The organism is Enterobacter cloacae complex sp. 2024EL-00214 (assembly GCF_043945575.1).
Classification (GTDB): Bacteria; Pseudomonadota; Gammaproteobacteria; order Enterobacterales; family Enterobacteriaceae; genus Enterobacter; species Enterobacter cloacae_P.
The window spans coordinates 58,482-76,870 of the sequence record NZ_JBIMRC010000014.1 but is presented as its reverse complement, the minus strand read 5'-3'; the positions used below and the strand labels follow the sequence as shown (position 1 = coordinate 76,870).

Here is an 18,389-nt window from a genome sequence, read left to right as displayed (position 1 = left end):
CAGTGGTTAAAAAACGACCTTAACGTGCAATATTTTCCGTTTCCCAAACGGAGCCCTATCAATGCTACCGAGCTGTTTGTTGATGGCGGGATGGCACAAATTTGAGGTGTGAGATCGCCGCCCTGGCGGCGATCTGCTTACATTAGACATTACGCCAGCAGCGTACCGTTCGGCCTTCGGTTGACGGTTGTAGTGCCTGCGGGCGTTCGCACCCCTGGGTTGCCAGCGGACAACGGTCACGGAAATAACACCCGACGGGCAGGTGACGGTTGCCGGGAAGTTCTGTTTTGCGCAATGCCAGCCCCTCATCCAGCGGTTCGCCGGTTCTGGGGACGGAATCAAGCAGTAACCGGGTATAAGGATGGCGGGGCCTGACCAGTACCTGCGCGGCGGTTCCCAGCTCCACAATCTGCCCCAGATACATTACCGCCACGCGATCGCTCATGTGCCGGACGACCGAAACGTTATGAGAGATCAGGACATAGGTCAGGTTGCGCTGTTGTTGCAGTTTCACCAGTAAATTCAGGATCTGCGCCTGCACGGAGATATCCAGCGCGCTGGTCGGCTCATCCAGCACGATGATGTCCGGGTCGGACGAGAGCGCCCGGGCAATGGCGATACGCTGACGCTGTCCACCGGAAAAGGCATGTGGCAGGCGGTCAAGGTACTCCGGTCGAATGCCCACCTGCTGCGCCAGGTCTTCCGCCAGCTGACGACGTTCACGTTCACTGCTGCGTTTTTGCACCCACACCGGCTCGGTGATGATGCGCCAGACGGGCAGACGCGGGTCGAGCGAGGAGAGCGGATCCTGAAACACCATCTGCATACCGCCTGCGGAGTTTGTCCGCTGGCATGCCCCGGTGCTCGGTTTGAGCATTCCCATCAGCAGCTGTGCCAGGGTGCTTTTTCCGCAGCCAGATTCCCCCACAATGCCCAGCGTTTCGCCCCGGCGGATCTGCAAATCCATTCCGTTGAGCGCATGTACCTGCTCCGTTACGCGGCCCAGCCAGTTTTTACGCGCAGGGAAGTTCACGTGTACACTATCCAGTTCCAGCAAGACATCAGACATGGTGTTTCTCCTGTTGCGGGTACCAGCAGGCAGCCCGCTGGCCTTCTGCACCATTGGGCATTAAGCGCGGTGTTTCACCACATTTCGCCCCAGCGGCGAAACAGCGCTCGCGAAAAGCACACCCACGTGGCAACTGGCTGAGATTGGGTACCGTACCGGGGATCGCCGGTAGCATTTCGCGTGGTTCGCCGTTTTCCGGTGCGCACTGCAGCAGACCGATGGAATAAGGATGAACGGGATGCTGGATCAGCGTCTGCGTGGTGCCGCTTTCGATCACACTGCCCGCGTACATGACGTACATCCGGTCGCAGAGCTGTGAGACCACGGCCATATCATGGCTGATAAACAGCACAGACGTGCCGCTGGCACGTGCTTTATGTTTCAATAATCGCAGTACCTGAAGTTGCACTGTCACATCCAGGGCGGTTGTCGGTTCGTCGGCGATGATAAGCTCCGGCTCGCAGGAGAAGGCCAGGGCGATCATGACCCGCTGGCGCATGCCGCCGGAAAGTTCGAACGGATAGCGATCCATCACCTCCGTTGCATCCGGAATTTGCATCTCTTCCAGCAGGGTAATCGCTTTTTGCTGCGCCTCGCTGCGGGTGAGTGGCTGATGCTGGCGGATCACTTCAACCATCTGTTTGCCAATTCGTCGCGTTGGGTTCAGTGCCGTCATCGGTTCCTGAAAAATCATCGCCACTTTTGCGCCGCGCCACTGGCGAAGCTGTTTTTCTGACGCATTCAGCACATCTTCGCCGAGCAATTTCACCTGCCCGTGATGAACCCGGTAGCTGCCTTCCGGCAACAGACGCATTGCCAGCATCGCTGTGACCGATTTTCCCGAGCCGGATTCGCCAACCACACCGACAATTTCGCCCCGGGCGATCTCCAGTGAGACGTTGTTGAGCGCATGGACTTCACCACGAAAAACCGGGAAGCTCAGGTGCAAATCTTCAATGGATAATACGGTTCCACTCATGACGGTTTCCCTCCTGATTTCGGATCAAGCAGGTCGCGGATGCCATCACCAAACAGATTAAAACCGACGGCAGTGATCAGGATCGCCGCCCCCGGAAAGGCGCAATACCACCACTGATCGAGCACATAGTTACGGCCCACGGCCACCATTGCCCCCCATTCGGCGGTGGGCTGTTGCGCCCCCAGGCCGATAAACCCCAGCGTGGCGGCCATCAGAATGGCACTACCGATGTCCAGCGAGGCCTGCACAATCAACGGCGGCAGCGCGTTGCGCAGGATATGCCAGCTGATCAAATGCCAGCGCGATGCACCAAAGGTACGGGCGGCCTGTACATAGGTAAACTGACGGACGATCAGCGTTTGCCCGCGGGCCAGGCGCACGTAAAACGGAATACGCACAATCGCAATCGCCAGCATGGCGTTAAACAGGCTCGGTCCAAGTGCCGCCGCCAGCGCCATTGTCAGCACCAGCGAGGGGATAGAGAGCATGATATCCATTACACGCATAATGATGGCGTCACCGCGTCCACCCAGCACGCCGGACAAGCACCCCAGCAGCGAGCCAATGCCCCCCGCGATAGCAACTACCGCCAGCCCGGCAGTGATGGACTGTTGGCTCCCCACCAGCACGCGGCTGAACAGATCGCGTCCTACTTCGTCGGTACCAAACCAGTGTAGTGCCGACGGAGCCTGCAGCCGGGCGGTCAGATCCAGGGCATTTGGGTCATGCGGCACAATCCACGGCGACGTGACCATCAGTAACAGCATCAGGATCATAATCACGCCACCAATCAGCGTGAGCGGGCTTTTACGCAGCATCCAGAACAGCTTTGCCCAGTCGATGCGCGGTTTGGTGATTTTAACGGGGACGGGCGTTTCCTGAGTCAACATCATTCGGCACCTCCGCGCCCGATTCGCGGGTCAATCCACAGATAGAGCAGATCAACCACCAGATTGACTAACACATAAGCCAGCGAGACCACCACGGCGAAGCCCATTACCGCAGGGAAATCGAGCGCCTGAATGGAGGTCACTACCCACGCGCCCATCCCCGGCCAGGCAAAGACGGTTTCGGTGAGCACGGCACCGTAGAGCAGATCCCCCAGTGCCAGCCCCAGTACGGTAATTGATGGGATCATTGCATTCGGTAACGCGTAGCACAGAACGATGTACCAGCCAGGCAAACCACTGGCGCGGGCGGTACGGATGTAATCCTCGCTGAGCTGTTCCAGCATGGCAGAGCGCACCTGGCGTGCCACAATCCCCAGGTGGACAAACGCCAGCGTCAGCGAGGGTAAAATCAGGTGTTGCAGGGCGTTAAAAAAGACCTCGCCGTTACCTTCCAGCAGGGCATCTATCAGATAAAAACCGGTGATGTGTGCAGGCGGGTCGAGCCAGTCGTCCAGCCGACCGCCACCTGGCAGAATTTGCAGATGGCCGTAGAACAGCACAATCACCCCCAGCCCCAGCCAGAATGCGGGGGTGGAGATCCCGGTCATCGCCATCAGCCGCACCAGGTGATCCAGCCAGCGGTTACGGTACACCGCCGATAAGATCCCCAACGGTACACCAATCACCAGCGCCAGCAGCAGAGAGCAAAATGCCAGCTCCAGCGTGGCGGGGAAAAAGGCTTTCAAATCTTCCGCCACCGGTCGTCCGGTACGGATGGAGGTGCCCAAATCACCGTGTGCGAGGGCATCCACATAGCGACCAAACTGGATATACAGCGGCTGATCCAGCCCCAGTTGCTGGCGAATGCTTTGTACAATTTCGTCGCTGGCACGGTCACCGGCCAGCAGACGGGCCGGATCGCCGGGGATCATGTGTGAAATAATAAAAGTAATGATACAGACACCGGCCACCACCAGGAGTAACCCCCAGCAGCGCTGGCGCACAATGCTCCAGAACGTCATACACTTTCTCCCGGCGAGAACCGTTACTTGCTCATGGTGGCGATATTGAACACCTGCTCGAGCATCGGATTAAAGGTGAAGCCTTTGACCTCTTTGTTCATCGCCAGCTGGTAGTTCTTCTGGAACAGATAAACGTAGGCCGCCTCGTCGATCACAATCTTCTGGGCCTGTTGGTAGTCTTTGGTGCGTTCTGCCTGGTCGGTGGTTTTCAGGGCGGCCTGCAGCAGGGCGTCGACCTCTTTGTTGTCATAGAACGAACGGTTGCCCGGCAGACCTTTTTTGTCTGACTCGAACCAGTAGTTCATGAACATGTACGGGTCGGCGAAATCCGGGCTCCAGTTGCCGATGGCAATGTCGTAATCGCCTTTGCCTACGCGGTCACGCATGGTGGCGTTAGCCAGTTTCTCCAGTTTGACGCTGATCCCCAGTTTACCGAGGCTCGCCTGGGTAGAAAGGGCGATCGGCTCCCAGTTCGGATCGTTATCGGAGTAGAGGAACGTCAGGCTGGCGGGTTTGTCTTTTACGTTCTCCAGCGCCGCTTTGGCTTTGGTTTCGTCGAAGCTGTACTGCATGGCGGTGGCATCAAAGCCCCACATACCGTCAGGAATTGGGCCACGCATCTGTTTGCCGTTGCCGCTGAGAATACCGTTCACCATCCCCTGATAATCCGTCGCCCAGGAAACCGCCCGGCGCAAATCCACCTGGTTCATTGGCGCTTTGCTGTTGTTGAGATACAGGTAGGTCACGCGCAGGGATGGGTATTCCGCCACGGCCACTTTACCTTCCTGTTTCAGGGCTGAAAGCTGATCCACTGGCAGGGAGTCGGCAATGTCCAGATCGCCCCGGGAAAGCTGCAGGCGACGCGAAGCACTTTCACCAATGATCTTCACCGAGACGCGCTTAAAGTGTGGTTTATCGCCCGGCCAGTGCGGGTTAGGCACCAGTACCAGTTGCTGACCTTTCTGCCAGCTTTTCAACATAAACGGGCCGGAACCCGCGGTGTTTTGCGCCAGATAACCACGCGCATCATCGGCGGCATTGGCTTTCAATACCGCGGGGTTGATTATCGAGGCTCCGTCGTTTGCCAGCGTATAGAGGAACGGGGCAAACGGCTGGCTGAGGGTGAATTTCACCGTGTGGTCATCAACCGCATCTATTTTGAGATCTTTCGGAAACGCTTCCGACGGCCCCTGGCTGATTTTCAGCAGACGCTCGAACGAAAGTTTGACCGCCTCCGCGGTGACCGGCGAACCGTCGGAGAATTTTGCCTTGTCCGTCAGAGTGAAGGTCCACTCTTTCTGGTCATCGGATGCCTTCCAGCCTGTTGACAGATCGCCTTCCACTTCAGTCGTGCCCGGTTTGTATTTCACCAGACGTTGATAGGAGGGATAGGTCACCGTCCAGTCGTTGTTGTCGATAGTGACCGCCGGGTCGAGCGTTTGCGGATCGGCCGCTTTACCGATCACCAGCATATCTTTCGGGACAGCCGCCAGCGCGGCAGGTGCGCTCATTGCCAGCGTGGCGGCGATAAGCATGGTAAGCATTGTTGTTTTCATAGCCGTGCTCCAGTGTTAAAGGGATGTGTGCGTCAACGGGAAACAGTCAAAACGATCTTTAAGCAGGGGATAACGGGCCGCGTTCGGCAGCTCAAAATGCCACCATTCACTGCTGATCCCCACAAAGCCGCCGCCAAACATGATGGCGTTGAGTAGCAGGCGGTTGCGCTGGGCATGGGGAGGGAGTGACGGATGATACGGGTGTGAACGGTCGTGCATTTCGTCAAACCCGGCCCCCATATCCAGCACAGTGTTGTGTTCATCCATCAGGGTGACATCGATGGCAGTCCCCCGGCTGTGGTTAGAGCCTGTCGCCACATCAACCACGTATTCGGGATCCGGGCAGGCATCCCAGAGTTGTGCCTGGGCCTGTTGTGGGCGGTAGGCGTCGTAGACCACCAGTTTTAACCCAGCCAGCGTCGCGATACTGATGGCTTTTGCCAGAGCAGTAACGGCATCGGTGTGCAGCAGACACCGGGCTTCCTGATAAATTGGCCGGCCGGTAATGTTGTCGGCGGTGGCGTATTTCAGATCGATATGCAGCGAAGGAAAGGTTTTCGCCACATCAACCAGTTGACACTCTTCGGGCATAGCTCCGCTCCTTTAGCGTTCGAATTGACCAAACTCTTGTTGTAATTGTCGGTTTACCGCCAGACGGTCGGGAAGGGCATCACCCAATGCTTCCACCACGCCTGACAGCAGCAGGTTGAACAGACAACTCACAGGTGCCAGCGAATCCCAGAAATGGCCGGTATCGGTTTTCACCTGCAGTAAATCAATGGGGTAATCCCGCGCCCACGGGCACCAGATATCGGTGATTAGCACCATCGGGATCCCTTTTTCACTGGCGACCCGGCAATACTGCCGGGCAATGGCAGAGTAGGCGCGGGTATCCGTCAGCACGACGTAAGGATGCGAAAACCCCGAGTTCAGCGAGTCGACCCAACTGCCGGATAACCCTTCGGAATAGCTCACGCGAGGGCGCAGATATTCCAGATGGCTGAAGAATGCGTTGGCGATCCCACGCGTAGACTGAATGCCCAACACAAATACGGCATCCGCATGCGTAAGCTGGTGAACGACCTGCTTAAAGGTATCGCTTTGCGCCAGCTGATAGGCATGGGTAATCGCATCCACCTCCAGCGACAGCGAGTGCTGAACGCGGTCTGACAGCGGTTGTTGCTGCTGCCAGGAGTCCAGGCGCTCGTTCATTCCCCAGGGCTGATACGGATCGCGCAGGCTTTTTTTGGCATCTTCCAGATTGCGGTAACCCAGCTTGCGCAGGAAGCGACCTACAGTGATCCCGCTGGTGCCCGTGGTCAGCGCCACGCTTTCCGCCGTTTCAAACGGGATCTGCGCGGCGTGAGCCAGCATCCAGCTTGCGACCCGCTTTTCGCTGGGGGTGAGCTGGCTAAAGGTTGCTTCGATACGGCTTAGCACTTCGGGTTTTGTCGTCATACCGCCTCGCTGTTAACAGGCTGTCAAACGCCGGATTTGTGTTACCTGATTAACAATGCATGACGCATGCCATGTTCACAGAGCGTGTCACACCGCCTGCGCTGCAAAGTTAATGCAATATTTATTTAACCAATGATCAACATTTGTGCAGCGTAGTTCACTTTTGGTGCATTGTCTGACCAGGAGGGGCGGAATTTGGTGAATACGTCAGTGTCTTCACATTTTTGTTAGGATAGGGGCACGGTAAATCAGAAGGGGACGACTGAATTTTATGAACGATCAAAACAACACATTATGTCATTACACTGATTTAACTGGACTGATTGGTATCATTGGATCTGGCTCGTTTTGGGCCACTAACCTGGCTTTCATGAATGATAAGTCTGAATTAGTTCATGGCCTGGACTGCGCCAAAAAGGCCATCAGGTTTATGCAGCCATCGCCCTTATTTAGCGACTGGAATCAGGATTTTACCGATGCGATCGATCGCATCAAAGAACGAGATATCAATGATATTTTTACGGTGAGTTTTTGCCGCAACCCTGATTTATTGAGTCAATGGCGGGGTTATGGAAAAGCACAGGGCGTATCGCTGGTGCTTGATCAGACCCTGCTGGTGAATAGTTTTGAAGCGTTCATTAAACGTGAGAATACAACGCCGGATAAGGGAATTAGGCTGGATCACTATTACATGATAAATGATAGTGTTACCTATAACCGACCCGAAGAAACTTTTGAGCTAAAAAACAAGCTCCAGAGTCACATTGACGGTTACGCGCAGTTTGTTGAAGAGGTGGGTACTGATGCACCTGACCAGTTTGCGTACCTTCAGCATATCATTTCGCAGGTGACACCGTTCTTTAAGCACAGCGGGTTTAGCGAGGAAGAAGAGTACCGAATTGTTATCAGAAATCTGTGCAGGGATAATAAAATAAAATTCAGAACTGACGATAAAATGATTATTCCTTATATTCCGGTTTTGCTCACCGGAGAAAATAAATTGCCATTGCGAGAGATAAAAGTAGGGCCATGTGAAGATTTTACGCTAGTGCGAAAGGGCATCGAACTGCTACTCAACGTTAATGGCTACTCTGACGTCAAGATCACGCCATCAACCATCCCGTATCGGGGGTGATGGCGGTGCGGTGCTGAATGATGCCTGTAAGAGGGCATCATTAAACGGTACCTTGCTTATGCGCAGTAAGGTAAGCACGGAACATCAGCACCAGTTGTCGCTCAGCTTCCACTCCCGCGCTGGCGGACATCACTCTCATACAGAATACCGGGACTGTTCCGAAAAGGACGGCCGCCATCGTCTGGGCAATCACATGACATTCGCTGAAATGACTATCACTGGCCGATGCCAGTAATTTCTCAATTGCCTGAACACTTTTTTGGACTGCGCCATCAAGCAATTTGCCGGCATCCAAATCTACCGCAATGTAATAGAGCGCGGGAGAAACCTCAGCATGCGTCATAATGGCCTCAAGGTAGGCCCTGACGACGACAGAAGCAATTTTATCTGACTCAGCATGCAAATTTTCATGGCAGGCATTTTCAACAATATGGGTAAGGGATATCAGATGTCGTTCCAGCAGGGCCAGCAGCAAGGATTGTTTGTTAGGAAAATACTGATACAACGTACCGACTGAAACACCTGTCCGCTCAGCAACACGTGTAGTGTTAAGACGTATTGGGCCTTCAGCTAACAAAACCTGAATGGTTGCCTCAAATATTGCGTCGACTGTCACGAGGGATCGCTCCTGACGCGGCATTCTGCGGCGCTTGAGCTGTTGGGATGAAACCTTAGCCATAAGCGAATCCAAAACATGAAGAATGATTCATATAATAATTTCCCGACGCCTTTCGCTCAATCCCCATCATGAGCTGAAGGGGAATATGAATATCAGGAGGCATATATGGGTAAGCTGGACGGGAAAGTTGCAGTAATAACTGGCGGCAGTGACGGTATCGGGCTTGCAACGGCTCAGCTGTTTAGTCAGGAAGGGGCGACAGTGGTGATCACTGGCCGGGATCAGTCCAGACTGGATTCAGCAGGTCAGTATTCTGGCGGTAAGATTGACAGGGTACGCAGTGATATTTCTGTTATGGCGGACATAGAGCACCTCTGTACCTATGTCAAAACGCACTATGGTCACGTTGACATCCTTTTCGCCAATGCTGGCGGTGGCCGACCGGGGCTGTTTACGCAAATTACCGAAGAAGACTTTGATTTTACGGTCACCACGAACTTTAAAGGCACCTTTTTTACAGTGCAAAAACTTATCCCCCTTATGAACCGGGGGAGTTCTGTCATTCTGACCACGTCGACGCTGAATCAGCAAGGCCAGCCGTATGTCAGCGTCTATTCGGCAACAAAAGCCGCCATTCGCTCATTAGCCAGATCGCTTGCGGCAGAACTTTCTGATTCTGGCATTCGTATTAACGCACTCTCACCGGGTCTTATTGATACTGACCAGGCCAGAAAAGTGGGTATGAGTGAAGAAATGATCGAACAATCGAATGCACATTTGCATACCCTGATACCAATGCATCGCAGTGGCACTGCGGATGAAATTGCCAGGGGCGCTCTTTTCCTGGCATCCGGAGATTCCTCATACATTACCGGGTCAGAACTGTGCGTTGACGGGGGATGGGCCCAGGTTTAGGTTTCCCCTTTGTGACACCTGTGCTTAAATAGCTAAAACGGTTTAACATAGTTTAGCTGAGAGGATGACATGGAAAAAATCTGGGTGCTTGGGGATGCGGTTGTGGATCTCCTGCCGGATGGTGAGGGCAAACTGCTGCAATGCCCCGGTGGCGCACCGGCAAACGTGGCGGTTGGCGTCGCCCGGTTAGGCGGAAAAAGCGCCTTTATCGGCAGAGTGGGTGACGATCCTTTTGGCCGCTTTATGCAGAAAACGTTAGCGGATGAACAGGTTGATGTGCAGTGGATGCGCCGCGATCCTGCACACCGCACCTCGACAGTGGTGGTTGACCTGGACGAACAGGGGGAACGCTCGTTTACGTTTATGGTGCGACCGAGCGCAGATCTGTTCCTGGCACCCGATGATATCCCACCATTTCAGGCCGGAGAGTGGCTGCATGTCTGCTCGATTGCCCTCAGCGCTGAACCCAGCCGTTCCGCGACACTCAAGGCGATGGCAGCCATCAGACAGGCGGGCGGTTTTGTCAGTTTCGACCCCAATATTCGCCCCGATCTCTGGCAGGACGATGATGAATTGCGCCACTGCCTTGAACAGGCACTGCTCAGCGCCGATGTGGTGAAACTCTCCGTCGAAGAACTTCAGTTTTTAACCGGAGATACGCGGGTGGAAGACGGGCTACTCGCGCTGATGCGTCACTGTCCGGCCAGCCTGGTGCTGGTGACACAGGGGAAAGAGGGGGTGCTTGCCTGGCACCAGGGCACGGTGACTCACTATCCGGTTACACCGGTGGAGTGCGTTGATACCACCGGCGCAGGTGATGCTTTCGTGGCAGGGCTTCTCTACGGTCTGGCCTCGTCCGGAGCCGCCGCCAGTGGTGCTCTTGCCCTGATCATAGGTTTAGCTCAGCGCTGCGGCGCACTTGCCACAACGGCCAAAGGGGCGATGACCGCTCTGCCATACCACCACGAACTGTAATTTTCCCCCACAGGCCGCCATCCGGTGGCCTGAATTGTTGCCTTGATCACACTTACTAAATCGGTTTAGCAAAAAACATTGCCGATCCAAAATTCAGCGGTTTAGTATCAGCAACCTAAACCGGTTTAGCAATTTAGCAAATATAAAAATCTTCCTTTAGGGATGCGCCAAAATGTATAAAAAACGCAAACTTGCCGTGATAATTGGCATGCTGGCCGGTAGTACCTCTGTTTTTGCCCAAACGGATATGACCTCAATCGAATCTCGTCTTGCCGCGCTCGAACAGCGTCTTCAGGATGCGGAAAACCGCGCCCAGGTCGCTGAGAAACGCGCCACGGCCGCGGAACAAAAAACGCAACAGCTGGTGGCTGCTCAGCAGCAAGCGCAAACCACCACGCAGGAGGTGGCTCAACGTACCACCGTGCTGGAAAAGAAAGCCGACCAGAGCAGCGGGTTTGAGTTTCATGGTTATGCCCGTTCCGGTCTGCTGATGAACGATGCGGCATCGAGCAGCAAAAGCGGACCTTACCTGACTCCCGCCGGGGAAACCGGTGGCGCGGTTGGCCGCCTGGGGAACGAAGCGGATACTTACGTTGAGCTGAATGTGGAGCACAAACAAACGCTGGACAACGGTGCAACAACGCGCTTTAAGGCGATGCTGGCGGATGGCCAGAAAAACTATAACGACTGGACTGCCGATACCAGCGACCTCAATATTCGCCAGGCCTTTGCCGAGCTGGGCAATCTGCCTGATTTTACCGGTGCGCTGAAGGGCAGTACCTTCTGGGCGGGTAAACGTTTTGACCGCGATAACTTTGATATCCACTGGCTGGATTCCGACGTGGTATTCCTTGCCGGTACCGGTGGTGGTGTGTATGACGTGAAGTGGAACGATACGCTGCGCAGTAACTTCTCCATTTACGGGCGCAACTTCGGCAGTGAAGAGCAGATCGACAACAACGTTCAGAACTATATCCTCAGCATGAATCATTTCGCCGGGCCGTTCCAGCTGATGGTTAGCGGCTTGCGGGCAAAAGATAACAACGATCGTAAAGACAGCAATGGCGATTTCATTAAAACCGACGCGGCGAATAATGGTGTTCATGCCCTGGTGGGTCTGCACAATGAAAGCTTCTACGGTCTGCGTGAAGGCGTAGCCAAAACCGCGCTGCTGTATGGTCATGGGCTGGGTGCGGAAGTGAAAAGCATTGGCTCTGATGGTGCGTTACTGTCTGACGCCAATACCTGGCGCTTTGCAAGTTACGGTGTCACGCCTCTGGGGGGAGGATGGCACATTGCGCCTGCGGTACTGGCTCAAAGCAGTAAAGATCGCTATGTCAAAGGTGACAGCTATGAATGGGTCACCCTTAACACCCGCCTGATTAAAGAGGTCACGCAGAATTTCGCCCTGGCGTTTGAGGGGAGCTATCAGTACATGGATTTAAACCCGGAAGGTTACAAAGATCGCAATGCGGTCAACGGAAGCTTCTACAAGCTGACTTTCGCTCCGACGTTAAAAGCGGGCAAGATTGGCGATTTCTTCAGCCGTCCGGAGTTGCGCCTGTTCGCCACCTGGATGGACTGGAGCAGCAAACTGGATAACTACGCCAGCAGTGATGCCTTTGGCAGCAGCGGTTTCAACGCTGGCGGGGAATGGAACTTTGGGGTTCAGATGGAAACCTGGTTTTAACCCTTCACGCTCCCGCACTGCGGGAGCGTTTCATACATCATAAAAATGAAGTCAGGCAGAGGTATCTATGGATTTTGACAATATCGCCCGTGAGCTTATTCCGCTGCTCGGCGGCAAAGAGAACATCGCCAGTGCGGCGCACTGCGCTACGCGTCTGCGTCTGGTGCTGGTCGACGATGCACTTGCCGATCAGCAGGCTATCGGTAAGGTTGAAGGGGTTAAGGGTTGTTTTCGTAACGCCGGTCAGATGCAGGTCATATTTGGCACCGGGGTGGTCAACAAGGTTTACGCGGCCTTTATTCAGGCGGCAGGGATCGGCGAGTCCAGCAAGTCCGAAGCGGCAGATTTGGCCGCGCGTAAGCTGAATCCGTTCCAGCGCGTTGCGCGTTTGCTCTCTAACATCTTTGTGCCGATCATTCCTGCGATTGTGGCGTCCGGTTTGCTGATGGGCCTGCTCGGGATGGTGAAAACCTACGGCTGGGTCAATGCGGATAACGCGATCTACATCATGCTGGATATGTGTAGCTCTGCGGCGTTTATCATTCTGCCAATCCTGATTGGTTTTACCGCCGCGCGTGAATTTGGGGGTAACCCCTATTTAGGAGCCACGCTGGGCGGTATTTTGACCCACCCGGCGCTGACGAATGCCTGGGGTGTGGCGTCTGGCTTCCATACCATGAACTTCTTCGGCCTTGAGATCGCCATGATTGGCTACCAGGGCACGGTATTCCCGGTGCTGCTGGCCGTCTGGTTTATGAGTATTGTTGAGAAACAGCTGCGCCGCGTGATCCCGGATGCATTAGACCTGATCCTGACGCCGTTCCTCACCGTCATTATCTCCGGCTTTATTGCCTTGCTGATTATCGGCCCGGCAGGGCGTGCGTTGGGTGACGGGATCTCCTTTATCCTGAGTACCTTAATTTCCCATGCGGGCTGGCTGGCAGGGTTGTTATTTGGTGGGCTCTACTCAGTGATTGTGATCACCGGTATTCACCACAGCTTCCACGCCATCGAAGCCGGTTTGCTGGGTAATCCGTCAATTGGTGTCAACTTCCTGCTGCCAATCTGGGCAATGGCGAACGTGGCGCAGGGCGGCGCGTGCCTGGCGGTGTGGTTCAAAACCAAAGATGCAAAAATCAAAGCCATTACCTTACCGTCGGCGTTCTCTGCCATGCTGGGGATTACTGAGGCGGCCATATTCGGTATCAACCTGCGCTTTGTGAAGCCGTTTATTGCGGCGTTGATTGGCGGTGCAGTGGGCGGTGCCTGGGTGGTATCGGTGCATGTTTATATGACGGCCGTTGGGTTGACCGCGATCCCGGGAATGGCGATAGTGCAGGCAAGCTCACTGCTTAACTATATCATCGGCATGGTTATTGCCTTTGGCGTAGCGTTTACCGTCTCCCTGCTGCTGAAATATAAAACGGACTCTGAATAATGACGTTACCTTCTCGCTGGCCTGCCGTGCTGCAGGCTGTCATGAAAGGCCTGCCGCGCGCACTGGCTGACCGCCATTATCCCCAGTGGCACCCGGCACCCGTGACAGGGTTGATGAACGATCCGAACGGTTTTATCTGGTTTGCCGGGCGTTATCACCTGTTTTACCAGTGGAACCCGCTGAATTGCGATCACCGCTATAAATGCTGGGGACACTGGAGTTCTGAGGATCTGGTGCGCTGGCAGCATGAGCCGATGGCGCTAATGCCCGATGAAGAATATGACCGCAACGGGTGTTACTCCGGCAGCGCCGTGGATAACAACGGTGTGCTGACGCTGTGCTATACCGGCAACGTCAAATTTGATGACGGAAGCCGCACCGCCTGGCAGTGTCTGGCTGAACCAAATGAAGACGGAAGTTTTACCAAACGAGGCCCGGTGCTGCCGTTGCCGGAAGGCTATACCGGACACGTACGCGACCCGAAAGTCTGGCAACATGACGGGCAGTGGTACATGGTGCTCGGCGCACAGGATCTGGAAAAACGCGGCAAAGTGTTGCTGTTTACCTCTGCCGATTTGCACAACTGGCAGCCCTGCGGAGAGATCGCCGGTCATGGCATCAACGGTCTCGCTGATGCCGGATACATGTGGGAATGCCCGGATCTGTTTGCCCTCGACGGGACTCACGTTCTGATCTGCTGCCCGCAAGGGCTGACTCGTGAATCGCATCGCTATCTCAACACCTATCCGGCAACCTGGATGAGCGGGGCGTTTGACTATGAACGCGCCGCGTTTGAGCACGGTGATTTACACGAGCTGGATGCCGGTTTTGAATTTTATGCCCCACAAACGACGCTTGCCGCAGACGGACGGCGGGTGCTGATTGGCTGGATGGGCGTACCGGACGGCGAAGAGATGTTGCAGCCAACGCGCGCCCACGGCTGGATCCACCAGATGACCTGTCCACGTGAGCTGCGCTACCAGGATGGCAAACTGTGGCAAACCCCGGTTCGCGAACTGGAACAACTGCGTGAGGATGAGCATCACTGGCAGGGTGTTGCCAGCAATGCGCCGGTACTGGATGCAACACGTCTTGAATTCTGGCTAACCGCGTCATGCGTTGATGTGGATTTTGCCGGGGCGTTGCGGCTTAGGGTTGATGACAACGGGTTACGCCTGGAACGTACCAGCCTGCAAAACGGTGAAATATTGACCCGCTACTGGCGGGGTGAGGTTCGCCATTTGCGCGTTCTGTGCGATCGCTCCAGCGTCGAAATTTTCATCAATCACGGTGAAGGCGTGATGAGCAGCCGCTATTTTCCTGACCATCCGGCGCAGGTGCGCTTCGAAGGTGAGTCCGACATCACATTACGGTACTGGTCGCTGCGCAGCTGCATGATAGAATAGTGGTTTTGGCAGCCGGATCTAAGTCGTTGTGAGAAAAACAAAACGCGTCACCATAAAAGACATCGCGGAGCTGGCGGGGGTATCAAAAGCCACCGCCAGTCTGGTACTGAATGGTCGCAGCAAAGAGCTTCGCGTGGCTGAAGAGACGCGTGAACGCGTGCTGGCGATTGCAAAAGAGCATCACTATCAGCCCAGCATTCACGCCCGTTCGCTGCGTGATAACCGCAGTCATACCATTGGTCTGGTGGTTCCGGAGATCACCAACTACGGTTTTGCCGTGTTTTCTCACGAACTGGAGACGCTGTGCCGCGAGGCTGGCGTCCAGTTGCTGATCTCCTGTAGTGATGAAAACCCAGGGCAGGAGACGGTGGTGGTCAATAACATGGTGGCACGCCAGGTCGACGGGTTGATTGTCGCCTCCAGCATGCTCAGTGATGCGGACTACCAGAAACTGAGCGAGCAGTTACCCGTCGTTCTCTTTGACCGCCATATGAACGACAGTTCGCTACCGCTGGTGATCACCGATTCCATTCCCCCAACGGCCGAACTGGTGGCCGACCTTGCGCGGCAGCATCCTGATGAGATCTATTTCCTCGGTGGGCAGCCACGGCTTTCCCCCACGCGCGACCGTCTTGAAGGGTTTAAGCAAGGGCTGCGTGATGCCAACGTCGAGCTTCGCCCGGAGTGGATCATTCACGGTAATTACCACCCCAGTTCCGGCTACGAAATGTTCGCCGAACTGTGCGCGCGCTTGGGTCGTCCGCCAAAAGCGCTGTTCACTGCCGCCTGTGGTTTGCTTGAAGGTGTGCTTCGCTACATGGGCCAGCACAACCTGCTGCAAAGTGATATGCGGCTGGCCAGCTTTGACGATCACTATCTCTATGATTCCCTCACCATTCCTATCGACACTGTCCGTCAGGACAACCGTCAACTGGCCTGGCACTGCTTTGATTTGATTGGCAAACTGATCGAAGGAGAAACGCCGGAACCACTGCAGCGGAAGTTGAGCGCGACGCTACAGCGACGTTACAAAACGACAGCGTAAAAGATCACCGGCTGGCTGGATACTTCAATAACTTTAATTAATTAAAGCTCTGGATCAGCCGATAACCATAGGGAATATATTCCCTGAGGTACTGTCTATGTCGTTGAAAAAATCTTCCCTGATTATTTTGTTCTCCTTACTGTTCTTCTTTGTTGCGAGCACCATCACCAGCGTTGGGCTCATCATTAAAAGTAATAATTCACTGGATAATGTGAATAAAGAAATTCAGGTTGTCCTGTCTATTATTGACCCCATCAACCATAGCCGTACGCTGCGCGTCCGGGTGATGGAGTATGTGAAGATGGTGGAGGCGGGGGATTCAACGGATCAGCCCGCGAAACTGGCGGCGGTTAAAGAGGCACTGACAAAAGCGGATCACGCCTTTGCCGCCTTTATGGCCGCACCGCGCCTGGCGGATGAAGCACCGCTGGTAAGTGCCTATGAAGAGGCCTGGAAAACGTATCGCAATCAGGGTCTGGAGCCGTTAATCAACGCGGCGCAAGCCCATGATGTGGCGCAATTCAATACGCTCATTTCACAGGTTTCTCAGCTGGATCGGAAGTATGAAATTGTGCTCGACCAGGTGCTGACCGTTCATCAGAAATATGCCAAGAGCCTGAATGAAGATGCGAGCAGCAACTTCGTTTCGGGTCTGGCTATTATCGCGGGCTTTGCCTTCCTGTTTGTGGTGGTGATCATCGCGGTCAGCCTGCTGATGAAGCGCTTTGTTTTTGCCCCGGTGAACCTGGCACGCGAGCACTGTAGCCAGATAGCGGCGGGCAAACTGAACATTGCTGTACCCGTGAAGGGGAATTCCGGTAATGAAATTGATCACCTGATGGGGTCAATGGAGCAGATGCGCCTGGCACTGCTTTCTACCATTGCGCAGGTGCGTGACGCGAGCCACACGGTGACGCATGCCGCACAAGAGATTGCCTCCGGGAATATCGACCTGGCTTCACGTACGGAACAGCAGGCTTCTGCGTTAACCCAGACGGCGGCCAGTATGGAAGAGCTGAGCGCGACCGTTGCCAATAACACCGACAACGTACACCAGGCTGGAAAACTGGTTCAGGACGCGGTGAAAAATGCGCACACCGGAGAAGCCGTGACCCGCGAAGTCATTGAAACGATGAATACCATCGCAGGGAACTCGAAGCGCATTGAGGATATCACCAGCGTCATTAACAGCATTGCTTTCCAGACTAACATTCTGGCACTGAACGCCGCGGTTGAAGCGGCTCGCGCGGGTACGCAAGGGCGCGGATTTGCGGTCGTCGCCAGTGAAGTCCGTACGCTGGCACAGAAAAGTGCCGTTGCAGCGAAGGATATCGAAAATCTTATTGCCCAGTCGGTTGTCAGCGTGAAAAGCGGCACTGAGCTGGTCAATCGCTCCGGAGAGGTGATTGACGCGATTATTGCTTCAGTGAATAAAGTGAATACGCTGATGGAGCAAATTTCAGTGGCATCTGAAGAACAAAGCCGCGGGATTGGCCAGGTCGGACAGGCCGTCACGGAGATGGACGGGGTAACGCAACAGAACGCCGCACTGGTGCAGGAGTCTGCGGCGGCGGCGGCTTCGCTTGAGGAACAGGCTCAGCATCTGACGCAGAGTATTTCGAGCTTTAGCTTGCCTGCGCACGCGTGATCGGAGGGGGGAGCGATCCCCCCATTTTTCCCACTCTTCATTATATTTTCATTTCCTCAGCAATATTTTCCCTGCTCATTCGTCTACCTCATCACAAGCCATAATCAGTTACTGTAAATGAGGAAAGACAATGAGAGATTTCGACATGCGTGGAAGAGGTCACGGACGGGGATTTGGCCGTCATCATATGGGCAAGGGCTTAGTGATTGGCGCGGTGATATTTGTGGCGCTGGGTTTGCTGGTCATGACCCTGTGGAACGCATTACTCCCGGCCATTCTGGGTGTGAAGGCCATTGGTTTCTGGCAGGCGCTGGGGATTCTGGTGCTGAGCCGAATTCTGTTCGGCGGTCTGGGTTTCCGCCCGGGGATGTTCGGTGCGCATCGCCGGATGCACGAACGCTGGATGAACATGACACCCGAACAGCGTGAAGCGTTTATCCAGCAACGCCGGGAAGGGTTTGGTCGCCACGGGCATTGCGGCTGGCGTGGCCACTGTGATGATAAACGGGATGAGCACGCCCCGAAAACGCCGGAAGCAGAGTGA

Annotated in this window: 17 protein-coding genes; 9 read left to right on the top strand and 8 right to left on the bottom strand. The window is 54.9% G+C overall.

Annotated features, from left to right (window positions below):
* Nucleotides 1–142: 142 nt before the first annotated feature.
* The 7 genes from ACHHZ6_RS16170 to ACHHZ6_RS16140 are packed head-to-tail and all read right to left on the bottom strand — an operon-like array spanning nucleotide 143 to nucleotide 6,974.
* Nucleotides 143–1,069 carry an ABC transporter ATP-binding protein gene (locus tag ACHHZ6_RS16170; protein ID WP_182271473.1) on the bottom strand — a complete coding sequence of 309 codons (927 nt, stop codon included), beginning with the start codon at nucleotides 1,067–1,069 and terminating at the stop codon, nucleotides 143–145.
* A complete protein-coding gene (locus ACHHZ6_RS16165) occupies nucleotides 1,062–2,048 on the bottom strand; it encodes an ABC transporter ATP-binding protein (RefSeq protein WP_182271472.1) in 987 nt (328 codons plus the stop codon). Before ACHHZ6_RS16165 ends, ACHHZ6_RS16170 begins: the two co-directional genes overlap by 8 nt.
* The gene (gene ddpC, locus ACHHZ6_RS16160; protein WP_395122692.1) at nucleotides 2,045–2,941 is read right to left on the bottom strand and encodes a D,D-dipeptide ABC transporter permease; all 897 of its coding nucleotides are present in this window, start codon (nucleotides 2,939–2,941) and stop codon (nucleotides 2,045–2,047) included. Before ddpC ends, ACHHZ6_RS16165 begins: the two co-directional genes overlap by 4 nt.
* Entirely contained in the window at nucleotides 2,938–3,960 is a 1,023-nt protein-coding gene (locus ACHHZ6_RS16155; protein WP_182271470.1) for an ABC transporter permease, read from the bottom strand. The genes ddpC and ACHHZ6_RS16155 overlap by 4 nt, the downstream gene beginning before the upstream one ends.
* A gap of 23 nt (nucleotides 3,961–3,983) precedes the next feature.
* Nucleotides 3,984–5,516 (bottom strand): ABC transporter substrate-binding protein, encoded by a 1,533-nt coding sequence (locus tag ACHHZ6_RS16150; RefSeq protein WP_182271469.1) that lies wholly within the window; start codon nucleotides 5,514–5,516, stop codon nucleotides 3,984–3,986.
* Nucleotides 5,517–5,531: 15 nt separating this feature from the next.
* On the bottom strand, nucleotides 5,532–6,107 hold the full coding sequence (gene ddpX, locus ACHHZ6_RS16145) for a D-alanyl-D-alanine dipeptidase (RefSeq protein ID WP_395122689.1): 576 nt from the start codon (nucleotides 6,105–6,107) through the stop codon (nucleotides 5,532–5,534).
* A gap of 12 nt (nucleotides 6,108–6,119) precedes the next feature.
* Nucleotides 6,120–6,974 (bottom strand): MurR/RpiR family transcriptional regulator, encoded by an 855-nt coding sequence (locus tag ACHHZ6_RS16140; protein WP_395122688.1) that lies wholly within the window; start codon nucleotides 6,972–6,974, stop codon nucleotides 6,120–6,122.
* Between the two features lie 271 nt (nucleotides 6,975–7,245).
* Here ACHHZ6_RS16140 and ACHHZ6_RS16135 point away from each other — a divergent pair, with 271 nt between their 5' ends.
* A complete protein-coding gene (locus tag ACHHZ6_RS16135) occupies nucleotides 7,246–8,109 on the top strand; it encodes a DUF2971 domain-containing protein (RefSeq protein ID WP_182271466.1) in 864 nt (287 codons plus the stop codon).
* A 40-nt stretch (nucleotides 8,110–8,149) separates the two neighbouring features.
* On the opposite strand, the gene ACHHZ6_RS16130 is transcribed toward ACHHZ6_RS16135, so the two are convergent.
* A complete protein-coding gene (locus tag ACHHZ6_RS16130; RefSeq protein ID WP_395122686.1) occupies nucleotides 8,150–8,788 on the bottom strand; it encodes a TetR/AcrR family transcriptional regulator in 639 nt (212 codons plus the stop codon).
* Nucleotides 8,789–8,893: 105 nt separating this feature from the next.
* Between ACHHZ6_RS16130 and ACHHZ6_RS16125 the strand changes: the two genes are divergently transcribed.
* The 8 genes from ACHHZ6_RS16125 (at nucleotide 8,894) to ACHHZ6_RS16090 (ending at nucleotide 18,389) form a co-directional block, all read left to right on the top strand.
* Nucleotides 8,894–9,643: an SDR family NAD(P)-dependent oxidoreductase gene (locus ACHHZ6_RS16125; protein ID WP_395122684.1), complete on the top strand. Its 750-nt coding sequence runs from the start codon at nucleotides 8,894–8,896 to the stop codon at nucleotides 9,641–9,643.
* Between the two features lie 69 nt (nucleotides 9,644–9,712).
* Nucleotides 9,713–10,618, top strand: coding sequence for an aminoimidazole riboside kinase (locus tag ACHHZ6_RS16120; RefSeq protein ID WP_395122682.1), 906 nt, complete (start codon nucleotides 9,713–9,715; stop codon nucleotides 10,616–10,618).
* Nucleotides 10,619–10,790: 172 nt separating this feature from the next.
* On the top strand, nucleotides 10,791–12,308 hold the full coding sequence (locus ACHHZ6_RS16115; protein WP_182271463.1) for a carbohydrate porin: 1,518 nt from the start codon (nucleotides 10,791–10,793) through the stop codon (nucleotides 12,306–12,308).
* 67 nt (nucleotides 12,309–12,375) lie between these two features.
* Nucleotides 12,376–13,746 carry a sucrose-specific PTS transporter subunit IIBC gene (locus ACHHZ6_RS16110; protein ID WP_182271462.1) on the top strand — a complete coding sequence of 457 codons (1,371 nt, stop codon included), beginning with the start codon at nucleotides 12,376–12,378 and terminating at the stop codon, nucleotides 13,744–13,746.
* Nucleotides 13,746–15,152: a sucrose-6-phosphate hydrolase gene (locus tag ACHHZ6_RS16105; RefSeq protein WP_395122679.1), complete on the top strand. Its 1,407-nt coding sequence runs from the start codon at nucleotides 13,746–13,748 to the stop codon at nucleotides 15,150–15,152. Before ACHHZ6_RS16110 ends, ACHHZ6_RS16105 begins: the two co-directional genes overlap by 1 nt.
* A 28-nt stretch (nucleotides 15,153–15,180) precedes the next feature.
* Entirely contained in the window at nucleotides 15,181–16,197 is a 1,017-nt protein-coding gene (locus ACHHZ6_RS16100; protein ID WP_182271460.1) for a LacI family DNA-binding transcriptional regulator, read from the top strand.
* Between the two features lie 97 nt (nucleotides 16,198–16,294).
* Nucleotides 16,295–17,845, top strand: a complete 1,551-nt coding sequence (locus ACHHZ6_RS16095) for a methyl-accepting chemotaxis protein (RefSeq protein WP_182271459.1) — start codon at nucleotides 16,295–16,297, stop codon at nucleotides 17,843–17,845.
* A gap of 130 nt (nucleotides 17,846–17,975) precedes the next feature.
* Nucleotides 17,976–18,389, top strand: a complete 414-nt coding sequence (locus ACHHZ6_RS16090; protein ID WP_182271458.1) for a hypothetical protein — start codon at nucleotides 17,976–17,978, stop codon at nucleotides 18,387–18,389.